A 12,266-nucleotide genomic window follows, 5' to 3' on the forward strand; every position below is an offset into this window, starting at 1 on the left:
CAACAAAAATGAAAAAGATGCCCGAAAGCACCTTTAACATATATGAATCATCCAATATAATAGTAATTAATAAGAAAACTATAAAAGGGATGATTACATGTATAATATAAGTTTAGATGAAAAAGAAATTAATTTCAAGAACTTAGAGAAAATTATATATAAGCTTGTATGCCGACAGGCATGTGAAATGCTCGTAGAGCTATTAGAAAAATTAGATAATAAATTAATGAAAGAAAGAGATAAAGAAGAATATAGAAATAAAGGATTAAAGAAAACTACCATAAAAACAATAATGGGCGAAATTGAATATAAACGTAGAATATATCAATATACTACACAAGAGGGTAAAAGAGGTTACAAATGCCTTTTAGATGAATACTTAAAAATGGAAACCATAGGACATATATCTACAAATCTAGTAGAAAAAATAGTAGATCTAGCAACAGATGAATCATATAGAAAAACAGCAAATAAAATAACAGAAATGACAAACCAAAGTATAAGTCATTCAGCAGCTTGGAACATAATACAAAACTTAGGAGAACAACTAAAACAAAAAGAAAAACACGAAATAAAATTAAACAACGAAGAAAAATTACAAGGCAAAAAAGAAACAAAAATATTGTTTGAAGAAATGGATGGAGTGTGGATAAATATCCAAGGTAAAGATAAAAAGACTAAGGGAAAAGAGAAAAAAGAACTAAAATTAGGAATTTTTTATGAAGGCTGGGAGAAGAAGCATGAGAAAAAAGATAGATATGTACTAAAGAACAAAAAAGCATATGCAAGCTTTGGAAGTAGTAAAGAATTTAGAAAACTAAGACAAGCCAAAATAGCGAAACAATATAATACTGACGAAATAGAAACAAAAATAGTAAATGGAGATGGAGCAAACTGGATAAAAGAAGTTATAAAAGAAGACAATTCACACTTTCAATTAGATCCATTTCATAGAAATCAAGCAGTACTTAAGAACATAGAAGATAAGAAAAAGGCAAAAGAAATAATAAAGAAACTAAGCAATGGTAACATAGAAGAAGGATTAGAAATGATAACAAAACTAATGATAGAAAACAATGATAATCAAAAGAAAATGAAGAAATTACAGGCACTATATAATTACCTAGTAAACAACAAAGAAGGGATAGTGCTCTACAAACTTCGCCCAGACATAAATATGCCGCAACCACCAGAAGGAATTAAATATAGAAATCTAGGAACAATGGAACATAGCATATGTGATATATTAGCACAAAGGATGAAAGGGAATAAAACAAGTTGGTCAATACAAGGAGCCAGTAACTTAGCCAAGATACTAGCAGAAAAAGCAAGCAAAGAATTAGCAACAACAATAAAATCACTACTGAACAAAGAAATAAAAGAAGAAAAGCTTGAAGAAATAATAGAAAAAGTAGGATTAACAGCAGCAGAAGTAAATAAAAAGCCAAAGAAAAGCAAGATATACAAACACAAAAGAGCAAGCATGCCATTTAGTCAATGTTCAGTAACTAACGGAAGAAAAGCCATAAAGGACATGTTAGGTTGCAAATGTGCAAGTCAAATGAACCTAAGTTTTTAATATCTAATATATTATATAACTTAAAAGAATAAGCTAACATACGATACCTATGCTCTAATATAAGCCTAAAAAAATACAACATAATAGAGCATTAATACTGATGAATAAATAGAATTAGACCTAAAAATAGGGCTCTCAGACTTATTGTTATTCTATAATCATAAGTCTAGTATTATAGAATAACAATTTTGAAATCATTGTAAAGTATATGTAAATTTATTTTTAAAATTGTAGAAAGTATAAATAGAATACTCTTGCCCTATCGGGCATAAAAACATAATTAAAACAGCAAAATTGGATGATTAAATTTAAAAATAATAATTTTGCCAACTTTTACTTGACAGTATCTTTATTGTAAAAATGTGTTGACAAAAGGATAAAAAACTGGTATAGTTTTAAGAGTCGGCACGATGAGTTCACAAGAAAAGATGAAAATAATTTTTAAATTGCAATATTAAATGCAACACTTTGTGAGAAGAAGTATGTTATAGATATCCAAACTCTTATAGTTTTATAATTTTAGGTCGATATTACTTTATTTTGTTGTCAAGGGAAGGGTGGAGATTTTCGAGCATATGCGAGAAAATACTACCCGACCTTGACAACGTATCGAAATGATATAATTGGCTTTAGGCCTTTTGGCATACTAGCCGAAAGGCCTTAACGATATAAGATCATTTACTAAGGCACTCCTGTCTTTTGTTTCTTAGCTACATTTATTTGCTAAATCTCAAACGATAGACGACAGCAAATGCTTGTCCTTGAATTCATTACTATTCTTACATAACCTCAATAGTTCTTCATAAAAACATTCTTTTGGCGTTTTATAATCCAATATCTTCCTCGGATATTCATTCATCCAGTCTTCGATACTCTGGATGAATGATAAAGGTATTCTTTTTATTGTTTTTCCTTTCGGAATAAAACGTCTGATTATACCATTTTGTCTCTCATTGCTTGCTCTTTCCCATGATGAATAGGGATGAGCAAAGTAGGCTTCACTTTTATACTTCTCTAAAATACTGGATAATTCACTAAATTCTGAGCCATTGTCAGCGGTTACACTACGAAATATCTTAGAGAATAAAGCACCATATCGGTTTTTAAGCTCTACAAATACGTTACGAACAGCTTGACTGTTCTTTAAATCTAGTAAAAATATCAATTCATATCTTGTTTTCCTCTCGGTTAATGTTAAAAGTACTGCGTCATTCGAACGTTTACCGACAACAGTATCGATTTCCCAGTGTCCAAACTCTTTACGAGTTTCTACTTCTTTTGGTCTTAAATCTATACTTTTGCCCATAATTCGTTTATGTTTTTTGGAGTTGTTTTTATTTTTAGGTTTTAATCTAGGTTTGAGTTGTAAATCAATATTGCGTACTTTAAGAAATCCTCTGTCTATGTAATTATATAGAGTTTTTGTGCAAACCATCGGTTTTTCCTTCCATTTAGGATCTCTTTTGCAATACCCTACGATGCTATCTGGAGACCACTTCTTTTCTGCTAACATCTTTTTTTCAGCAAACTCAATAAATTCCTTGGCATGTGAAAGCTTGCATTTAGCACCACAGTTTTTACGGCGTTTTTCATATACTGCCTGGCCTGCTTCAGGAAAATAGGCTTCATAAGTCGATAAATCGTACTTAAGTTGAGTTACAGTCCCTCTTTTTATTTCTCTACTAATGGTGCTAGCATTACGACCAAGTTGTCTTGCAATATATCGAAGGCTCTTTCCTTCCGCTAAAAGAGCTGCAATTTTTCCTCTCTCATATACATTTAGGTGTTTAAAAGAGCGTCTTTTCGTGGTACAATTAGATTGAACCATAGTGAGACCTCCCTATATTTTTTTTAGTTTGGATAACTATATCATACAGGATTTCTCACTATGGTTCTATATTTTTTACCTGTTGCATTTAATTTTACAATGAACCGATGAAAATAATTTAAAGAAAAAGATAAAAAGTGCTTGACAAGAAAAAGAAAGTATGGTATATTAAAAAAGTCGCTAAAATTGAACATTGAAAACTAAACAGTACAGAACCTGTTAATTCTGAAGAGTAAAAGCTTAGGCTTTTAGATAAAATTTTTTAATGCGAGAGTTTGATCCTGGCTCAGGACAAACGCTGGCGGCGTGCCTAACACATGCAAGTCGAACGAAGCTTTAATTAGGAAGTCTTCGGATGGAATAGTTAAAGCTTAGTGGCGGACGGGTGAGTAACGCGTGGGAAACCTGCCCTATACTGGGGGATAGCCTCGGGAAACCGGGATTAATACCCCATGAAACTCTAATACCGCATGGTATGTGAGTCAAAGTGTTAGCGGTATAGGATGGTCCCGCGTCCCATTAGCTAGTTGGTGAGGTAACGGCTCACCAAGGCGACGATGGGTAGCCGGCCTGAGAGGGTGAACGGCCACACTGGAACTGAGACACGGTCCAGACTCCTACGGGAGGCAGCAGTGGGGAATATTGCACAATGGGGGAAACCCTGATGCAGCGACGCCGCGTGAGCGATGAAGGCCTTCGGGTCGTAAAGCTCTGTCCTAAGGGAAGATAATGACGGTACCTTAGGAGGAAGCCCCGGCTAACTACGTGCCAGCAGCCGCGGTAATACGTAGGGGGCGAGCGTTGTCCGGAATTACTGGGCGTAAAGGGTGCGTAGGCGGTCATGTAAGTCAGATGTGAAAGCCCTCGGCTTAACCGAGGTAAGCATTTGAAACTGCATAACTTGAGTGCAGGAGAGGAGAGTGGAATTCCTAGTGTAGCGGTGAAATGCGTAGATATTAGGAAGAATACCAGTGGCGAAGGCGACTCTCTGGACTGTAACTGACGCTGAGGCACGAAAGCGTGGGGAGCGAACAGGATTAGATACCCTGGTAGTCCACGCCGTAAACGATGAGTGCTAGGTGTTGGGGGAGACATCCTTCAGTGCCGCAGTTAACACAATAAGCACTCCGCCTGGGGAGTACGGTCGCAAGACTGAAACTCAAAGGAATTGACGGGGGCCCGCACAAGCAGCGGAGCATGTGGTTTAATTCGACGCAACGCGAAGAACCTTACCAGGGCTTGACATCCCTCGGACCGTCCTAGAGATAGGACTTTCCCTTCGGGGACTGAGGTGACAGGTGGTGCATGGTTGTCGTCAGCTCGTGTCGTGAGATGTTGGGTTAAGTCCCGCAACGAGCGCAACCCTTGTCTTTAGTTGCCATCAGGTAATGCTGGGCACTCTAGAGAGACTGCCGGTGACAAACCGGAGGAAGGTGGGGATGACGTCAAATCATCATGCCCTTTATGTCCTGGGCTACACACGTGCTACAATGGCCGGTACAACGGGCTGCGAGCTCGTAAGAGTGAGCGAATCCCAATAAGCCGGTCCCAGTTCGGATTGTGGGCTGCAACTCGCCCACATGAAGTCGGAGTTGCTAGTAATCGCGAATCAGCATGTCGCGGTGAATGCGTTCCCGGGCCTTGTACACACCGCCCGTCACACCATGGGAGTTGGTAATACCCGAAGCCAGTGAGCTAACCTTTTGGGGGCAGCTGTCGAAGGTAGGACCGATGACTGGGGTGAAGTCGTAACAAGGTAGCCGTATCGGAAGGTGCGGCTGGATCACCTCCTTTCTAAGGAGTAACACTTTAATTTAGACTATTTTAGGGTTCTGTACTGTTTTGTTTTGAGTGTCCAATAAAATAGGATTGGGCAATCATTTCGTGGGGGTGTAGCTCAGTTGGGAGAGCACCTGCCTTGCAAGCAGGGGGTCAGGAGTTCGAATCTCCTCATCTCCACCATTGCACCTTGAAAATTGCACAGTGAATATAGTAAGTACTAGATACATGGATAGATACTAGCAATTTAATTGCTGGTAACTACTAAGAGTAACTAAGTACTACAATTTCTGGTCAAGTTATTAAGAGCATAGGGTGGATGCCTTGGCACCAGGAGCCGATGAAGGACGGGATAAGCACCGATATGCCTCGGGTAGCCGCAAGTAGGCTTTGATCCGGGGATTTCCGAATGGGGAAACCCACCTAGAGCAAACTCTAGGTATCAACTACTGAATACATAGGTAGTTGAGGGGACACCGGGGGAACTGAAACATCTAAGTACCCCGAGGAAGAGAAAGAAAAATCGATTCCCTAAGTAGCGGCGAGCGAACGGGGAAGAGCCCAAACCAGTAGAGGTTTCCTTTACTGGGGTTGTGGATGCAGCATAAAAGAAGGATTATCGTAGCTGAAGAGTTCTGGAAAGTACCACCATAGAAGGTGAAAGTCCTGTAAGTTAAACGATATGATTTCTAGCTGTATTCCAGAGTACCACGGGACACGTGAAACCCTGTGGGAAGCTGGGGGGACCACCCCCCAAGGCTAAATACTACCTGGTGACCGATAGCGAAGTAGTACCGTGAGGGAAAGGTGAAAAGAACCCCGGGAGGGGAGTGAAATAGAACCTGAAACCCTATGTTTACAAGCAGTGGAAGTACTTTTTACGTACGACCGCGTACTTTTTGTAGAACGGGCCAGCGAGTTACGATATGCAGCAAGGTTAAGTTGCTATGCAATGGAGCCGTAGGGAAACCGAGTCTTAATAGGGCGTTTTAGTTGCATGTCGTAGACCCGAAACCGGGTGACCTACCCATGGGCAGAGTGAAGCGGAAGTAAAATTTCGTGGAGGCTCGAACCGTTTAGCGTTTAAAAGCTATCGGATGACCTGTGGGTAGCGGTGAAATTCCAATCGAACCCGGATATAGCTGGTTCTCCTCGAAATAGCTTTAGGGCTAGCCTCAAGTAATAGTGACGTGGAGGTAGAGCACTGAATGGTCTAGGGGCGTTCATACGCTACCAAAACCTATCAAACTCCGAATGCCACAGTCATGTTTCTTGGGAGTCAGACTACGTGAGATAAGTTTCGTAGTCAAAAGGGAAACAGCCCAGATCACCAGCTAAGGTCCCTAAGTACAGGTTAAGTGGAAAAGGATGTAAGACTACACAGACAACCAGGATGTTGGCTTAGAAGCAGCCATTCATTTAAAGAGTGCGTAATAGCTCACTGGTCGAGTGGTCTTGCGCCGAAAATTTCCGGGGCTCAAACCTGTCACCGAAGCTGTGGGATACGTATGTATCGGTAGAGGAGCATTCTGTATGGACTGAAGCTATACCGTAAGGAATGGTGGACTATACAGAAGAGAGAATGCTGGCATGAGTAGCGAAAGGTAGGTGAGAATCCTACCCATCGAAAGCCTAAGGTTTCCTGAGGAAGGCTCGTCCTCTCAGGGTTAGTCGGGACCTAAGCCGAGGCCGAATGGCGTAGGCGATGGACAACAGGTTGAGATTCCTGTACTACCTGTAAGCGTTTGAGAAATGGGGTGACACAGGAGGATAGGTTATGCACACCGTTGGTTGAGTGTGTCTAAGCCAGTAGGGAGCTTCTATAGGCAAATCCGTAGAAGTAATCCTAAGAGGTGATGGGGAGCGAAAAATAAGTAGCGAACTAACTGATTCCACACTGTCGAGAAAAGCCTCTATCGAGCGAGCAGGTACCCGTACCGCAAACCGACACAGGTAGGCGAGGAGAGAATCCTAAGATGAGCGGAAGAACCCTTGTTAAGGAACTCGGCAAAATGACCCCGTAACTTCGGGATAAGGGGTGCTAAAAGAGGTTAATACACTAGCTGTATGAAGCCTTATTTAGCCGCAGTGAAGAGGCCCAAGCGACTGTTTACCAAAAACATAGGTCTCTGCTAAGTCGAAAGACGATGTATAGGGGCTGACACCTGCCCGGTGCTGGAAGGTTAAGGGGAACGCTTAGCGAAAGCGAAGGTGTGAACTTAAGCCCCAGTAAACGGCGGCCGTAACTATAACGGTCCTAAGGTAGCGAAATTCCTTGTCGGGTAAGTTCCGACCCGCACGAAAGGTGTAACGATTTGGGCACTGTCTCAACAAGGGATCCGGTGAAATTGTAGTACTCGTGAAGATGCGAGTTACCCGCGACAGGACGGAAAGACCCCGTGGAGCTTTACTGCAGGCTGACATTGGATTTTGGTATCGTATGTACAGGATAGGTGGGAGACTTAGAAGCCGGGGCGCCAGCTTCGGTGGAGTCGACCTTGGGATACCACTCTTATGATGCCGAAATTCTAACCAGAGGCCGTGAAACCGGTCTTGGGACACTGTCAGTTGGGCAGTTTGACTGGGGCGGTCGCCTCCTAAAGAGTAACGGAGGCGCTCAAAGGTTCCCTCAGCACGGTCGGAAATCGTGCGTAGAGTGTAAAGGCAGAAGGGAGCTTGACTGCGAGAGATACATCTCGAGCAGGAACGAAAGTTGGACTTAGTGATCCGGTGGCACCGAGTGGAAGGGCCATCGCTCAACGGATAAAAGCTACCCCGGGGATAACAGGCTTATCTCCCCCAAGAGTCCACATCGACGGGGAGGTTTGGCACCTCGATGTCGGCTCGTCTCATCCTGGGGCTGGAGTAGGTCCCAAGGGTTGGGCTGTTCGCCCATTAAAGAGGCACGCGAGCTGGGTTCAGAACGTCGTGAGACAGTTCGGTCCCTATCCGTCGTGGGCGTAGGAAATTTGAGAGGAGCTGTCCCTAGTACGAGAGGACCGGGATGGACAGACCACTGGTGTATCAGTTGTTCCGCCAGGAGCATGGCTGAGTAGCTAAGTCTGGAAAGGATAAGCGCTGAAGGCATCTAAGCGCGAAGCCACCCTCAAGATAAGATTTCCCATCTTTTTAAAGAGTAAGACCCCAGGTAGACTACCTGGTTGATAGGTCACAGGTGTAAGGATAGTGATATCTTTAGCTTAGTGATACTAATAGGTCGAGGACTTGACCAGGAAAATTCACTGTGCAGTTTTGAAGGCGCAAGCCTTAAAAATATCCGGTGACGATAGCGAGAGGGTCACACCTGTTCCCATACCGAACACAGAAGTTAAGCCTCTCAGCGCTGATGGTACTTGGACGGAGACGTCCTGGGAGAGTAGGTCGTTGCCGGATGACATTCCTGGGTAGCTCAATGGTGGAGCAACCGGCTGTTAACCGGTAGGTTGTGGGTTCGAGTCCCACCCCAGGAGCCAATAAAGTGCCGGGGTGGCGGAACTGGCAGACGCACAGGACTTAAAATCCTGCGATCCCTAAAAGATCGTACCGGTTCGATTCCGGTCCCCGGCACCAATAAAATAAGTATTATATTAATTAAATGTACATCGCGGGGTGGAGCAGTCTGGTAGCTCGTCGGGCTCATAACCCGGAGGTCGCTGGTTCAAATCCAGTCCCCGCAACCATATAAAACATGGCCCTATGGTCAAGCGGTTAAGACATCGCCCTTTCACGGCGGTAACCCGGGTTCGATTCCCGGTAGGGTCACCATATGGGCGCATAGCTCAGCTGGGAGAGCACCTGCCTTACAAGCAGGGGGTCATAGGTTCGAGCCCTGTTGCGCCCACCATAAAAAAAGAATATGATGCGGCCTGGTAGTTCAGATGGTTAGAATGCCAGCCTGTCACGCTGGAGGTCGAGAGTTCGAGTCTCTTCCAGGTCGCCATGCTGGTGTAGCTCAATTGGTAGAGCAACTGACTTGTAATCAGTAGGTTGGGGGTTCAAGTCCTCTCACCAGCTCCATTTTATTTAAGGAGGGGTTCCCGAGTTGGCCAAAGGGGACGGACTGTAAATCCGTTGGCACAGCCTTCACTGGTTCGAATCCAGTCCCCTCCACCATTTGTATATAACATGCGGAAGTGGCTCAGTGGTAGAGCATCGCCTTGCCAAGGCGAGGGTCGCGAGTTCGAATCTCGTCTTCCGCTCCATATTTGCGGGTGTAGCTCAGTGGTAGAGCCCCAGCCTTCCAAGCTGGTTGCGAGGGTTCGATTCCCTTCACCCGCTCCATTATAGTTTTGATAGTCTATAGATTTTTGTCTATAGATTTTATTTAACTTTATTATTTTACATCATGGTGGGTATAGCTCAGTTGGTTAGAGCGCCAGATTGTGGCTCTGGAGGCCAAGGGTTCGAATCCCTTTATCCACCCCAATTATTTTTTAATAGTAAATGATATATGGCGGCATGGCCAAGTGGTAAGGCAGAGGACTGCAAATCCTTTATCCTCAGTTCGAATCTGGGTGCCGCCTCCATTTTAAGTGCCTATAGCTCAACTGGATAGAGTGTCTGACTACGAATCAGAAGGTTGGGGGTTCAAGTCCCTCTAGGCACACCAACTTTAATACATATAAAAATGCAAGGTTGATGATTAATTCCGACCTTGCATTTTTATATGTATTTTATATGTATGATACATATCTTTTATTATGTACAATTAATTATTACTATTTTTTTCTTCAACTTTATAGCCATAACATTCTAGTACGGGAACTACAAACATAAATCCAATACCTTGATTTTTCATATTGTCAAGTTTATTATTAATGCGTGTTATTACTTTTTTCAATTTTTGTTCATCTCTTATTACACTTATGATGGTTTTATTATATGGTCTATTTCCTTCTATGAGTCTTCTAATACTTGCAAATATAGGTACATTCTCGTTATGTTCTAATAAAACTTTTCCCATACCTATGCTGTCAAAAGTAGTTGCACCTACTCCAACTTCGTAAAAAATCTCATGAATGTCATTTAACTTGCTTAGATCATTTAATATTAGGAACAAGGCATACATTAGACGTCCTCCTTTTTTCATTATTGATATTTATATTATATCACTTGTAAGCATTAAAAAACTAGATATTTTTAAATTGGAAGTTGATATATTCATTGAATTAATTTAAAATTAAAACAGCTATAAAAATTTATTTTCTAAAGCAATATGATTAAAATGTAGAGATTTTATGTAAGCTATATTTATCTTGTCTTGTAGCAAAATTAATTATACAATATGAATACTAGTATCAATGATGATATCATAAATATGGGAGTGAGAGTATGAATTATAATGAAGCTTTGGAATATATTCATGGGACAAAAAAATTTGGATCAAAATTAGGTTTAGAGAATATTAAAATGTTGTTAAAACTACTTGGTGACCCTCATAAAGGATTAAAAGTAATTCATATTGCTGGAACAAATGGTAAAGGCTCTACTGCATCTTTTATTGAAAATATTTTAAAAGAAGAAGGATATAAAGTAGGACTCTATACTTCTCCTTATCTTGAAAGATTTAATGAAAGGATAAAAATAAATAATGAAGATATACCTGACCATAGATTAGCTGATGTAACTGCAAAAGTTAAAAATAAGGTCGAAGAAATGGTAAATCAAGGGTATAATCACCCTACGGAATTTGAAATAGTAACGGCTATTGCTTTTCAATATTATAAAGAAGAAGCAATAGATTATTTGGTTTTGGAAGTTGGGTTAGGAGGTAGATATGACTCTACAAATGTAATAGAAAAGCCGTTAGCATCAGTAATAACTACAATATCTATGGATCATACTGATATTTTGGGGGATACAATAGAGAAAATTGCCTGGGAAAAAGCGGGTATAATAAAACATGATTGTTTAGTTATTAGTTATCCACAAGAAAAAGGTGCAGAACAAGTAATTAATGAAGTTGCTAAATCTAAAAATGCTAAGTTAATTTATGTTCCAACAAAAAACATAATAATTAAAGAGATTTCTGAATATGGTAGTATTTTTAGTTTTAAATATCAAAACTGTTATTTTGATAATCTAAAAATAAATATTATCGGTGAACATCAAATATTTAATGCTGCTACTGCAGTAACAACCTTATTAGAATTGAGAAAAAACGATACTATAAAGTTAAAAGATAATAGCATAAGAAATGGTTTACTTAAGGCAAGGTGGCATGGGAGATTAGAGCTCTTAAAAAGGGATCCCATTTTTTTAATTGATGGTGCTCACAATCTTCAAGGTATAATGGTATTAAAAAAGACCATTAATAATATTTTTAAAAACAGAAAAATAGTATTAGGAATTGGAATATTAAAAGATAAAGATGTAGATAATATGGTATCACAGCTTGTTCCATTAGCTGATAAAGTAATAGTAACTGAACCTAATATTTATAGGGCTATGAAAGCTGAAGAATTAGCTGAAAAGGTGGCAAAATATAATTCAAATTATTATATCGAAAAAGATATTGTTAAAGCAGTAAACAAAGCATATGAAGTAGCAGATAAGAATGATGTTATATTATTCAGTGGTTCATTGTATTTAATTGGAGACGTAAGAAAAATAGTTAATAAAAAATAGTTATTATTTTTTCCTTATTGAATAAACTATATATATGTTAATAGTTACAGAGAAAGATGAATGTGTGAAAAAGTTATATAATAGTTCTATTTGTAATTTACTAAAAACGTTTATTCGATAAGGAGGATAGCTGTGAATGTATGTAAAATTAATCCATTTAAAAACTTAAGTAATGAAGAACTATTAAAAAGAATGTATTGTGAAATAAATAGACTACATAATGTATTTGATAGATTGAATGATGAGGAATATAAAAAACAGTCAGTAATATTGAATAGTATAATTATTGAAATTAAAAGAAGAAAGCTGAAAATTGATGAAAAATTTTTCTATGAAAAAAATTTAACTGATAGGTGCTAGTTAGTAAACTAGCACCTATTTTTAAATGTTTAATCACATTCATAAAATAGTAATCATAAACTATAGTAAGTTTTTTTATGGAGGTGATTATAC

At 39.8% G+C, this 12,266-nt stretch carries 5 protein-coding genes, 14 tRNA genes and 3 rRNA genes; 20 read left to right on the forward strand and 2 right to left on the reverse strand.

All coding sequences use genetic code 11. The annotated features are described in order from the left end of the window. Window positions 1-97 precede the first annotated feature (97 nt). Window positions 98-1,579, forward strand: coding sequence for an ISLre2 family transposase (locus ACZ41D_RS05750; RefSeq protein ID WP_464150702.1), 1,482 nt, complete (start codon window positions 98-100; stop codon window positions 1,577-1,579). Window positions 1,580-2,309: 730 nt separating this feature from the next. Here ACZ41D_RS05750 and ACZ41D_RS05755 read toward each other — a convergent pair. After that, entirely contained in the window at window positions 2,310-3,407 is a 1,098-nt protein-coding gene (locus ACZ41D_RS05755) for an IS30 family transposase (RefSeq protein WP_464152400.1), read from the reverse strand. Between the two features lie 263 nt (window positions 3,408-3,670). Here ACZ41D_RS05755 and ACZ41D_RS05760 point away from each other — a divergent pair. The 17 genes from ACZ41D_RS05760 (at window position 3,671) to ACZ41D_RS05840 (ending at window position 9,795) form a co-directional block, all read left to right on the forward strand. Next, a 16S ribosomal RNA gene (locus ACZ41D_RS05760) occupies window positions 3,671-5,201 on the forward strand. 92 nt (window positions 5,202-5,293) lie between these two features. Beyond that, a tRNA-Ala gene (locus ACZ41D_RS05765) sits at window positions 5,294-5,369 on the forward strand. Window positions 5,370-5,478: 109 nt separating this feature from the next. Next, window positions 5,479-8,419, forward strand: a 23S ribosomal RNA gene (locus tag ACZ41D_RS05770). Window positions 8,420-8,462: 43 nt separating this feature from the next. After that, window positions 8,463-8,579: ribosomal RNA gene (rrf, locus tag ACZ41D_RS05775) — 5S ribosomal RNA — on the forward strand. Together the 16S, 23S and 5S rRNA genes with 14 tRNA genes alongside form the textbook arrangement of a ribosomal RNA operon. A 5-nt stretch (window positions 8,580-8,584) precedes the next feature. Further along, window positions 8,585-8,659: transfer RNA gene (locus tag ACZ41D_RS05780), tRNA-Asn, on the forward strand. A 7-nt stretch (window positions 8,660-8,666) separates the two neighbouring features. Next, window positions 8,667-8,756: transfer RNA gene (locus ACZ41D_RS05785), tRNA-Leu, on the forward strand. A gap of 33 nt (window positions 8,757-8,789) precedes the next feature. Then, window positions 8,790-8,866, forward strand: a tRNA-Met gene (locus ACZ41D_RS05790). 10 nt (window positions 8,867-8,876) lie between these two features. Further along, window positions 8,877-8,951 (forward strand) — tRNA-Glu (locus tag ACZ41D_RS05795). A gap of 3 nt (window positions 8,952-8,954) precedes the next feature. Further along, window positions 8,955-9,030: transfer RNA gene (locus tag ACZ41D_RS05800), tRNA-Val, on the forward strand. A gap of 19 nt (window positions 9,031-9,049) precedes the next feature. Then, a tRNA-Asp gene (locus tag ACZ41D_RS05805) sits at window positions 9,050-9,126 on the forward strand. A 1-nt stretch (window position 9,127) separates the two neighbouring features. Further along, window positions 9,128-9,203: transfer RNA gene (locus ACZ41D_RS05810), tRNA-Thr, on the forward strand. Between the two features lie 10 nt (window positions 9,204-9,213). Beyond that, window positions 9,214-9,299, forward strand: a tRNA-Tyr gene (locus ACZ41D_RS05815). Window positions 9,300-9,313: 14 nt separating this feature from the next. Then, window positions 9,314-9,388, forward strand: a tRNA-Gly gene (locus tag ACZ41D_RS05820). A 5-nt stretch (window positions 9,389-9,393) separates the two neighbouring features. Beyond that, window positions 9,394-9,467 (forward strand) — tRNA-Gly (locus ACZ41D_RS05825). A gap of 67 nt (window positions 9,468-9,534) precedes the next feature. Next, window positions 9,535-9,611, forward strand: a tRNA-His gene (locus ACZ41D_RS05830). A gap of 27 nt (window positions 9,612-9,638) precedes the next feature. Continuing rightward, window positions 9,639-9,712: transfer RNA gene (locus ACZ41D_RS05835), tRNA-Cys, on the forward strand. Between the two features lie 6 nt (window positions 9,713-9,718). Continuing rightward, window positions 9,719-9,795: transfer RNA gene (locus ACZ41D_RS05840), tRNA-Arg, on the forward strand. 99 nt (window positions 9,796-9,894) lie between these two features. Here ACZ41D_RS05840 and ACZ41D_RS05845 read toward each other — a convergent pair. After that, complete coding sequence (locus ACZ41D_RS05845) at window positions 9,895-10,254, reverse strand: hypothetical protein (protein ID WP_464152967.1); 360 nt, start codon at window positions 10,252-10,254, stop codon at window positions 9,895-9,897. A 263-nt stretch (window positions 10,255-10,517) separates the two neighbouring features. Here ACZ41D_RS05845 and ACZ41D_RS05850 point away from each other — a divergent pair, with 263 nt between their 5' ends. Together ACZ41D_RS05850 and ACZ41D_RS05855 are read left to right on the forward strand one after the other, a co-directional pair. Continuing rightward, window positions 10,518-11,813: a bifunctional folylpolyglutamate synthase/dihydrofolate synthase gene (locus tag ACZ41D_RS05850; protein WP_464152968.1), complete on the forward strand. Its 1,296-nt coding sequence runs from the start codon at window positions 10,518-10,520 to the stop codon at window positions 11,811-11,813. Window positions 11,814-11,945: 132 nt separating this feature from the next. Next, entirely contained in the window at window positions 11,946-12,173 is a 228-nt protein-coding gene (locus tag ACZ41D_RS05855; RefSeq protein WP_464152969.1) for a hypothetical protein, read from the forward strand. The last annotated feature ends 93 nt before the right edge of the window (window positions 12,174-12,266 follow it).

It is taken from the genome of Brassicibacter thermophilus, from assembly GCF_055378355.1.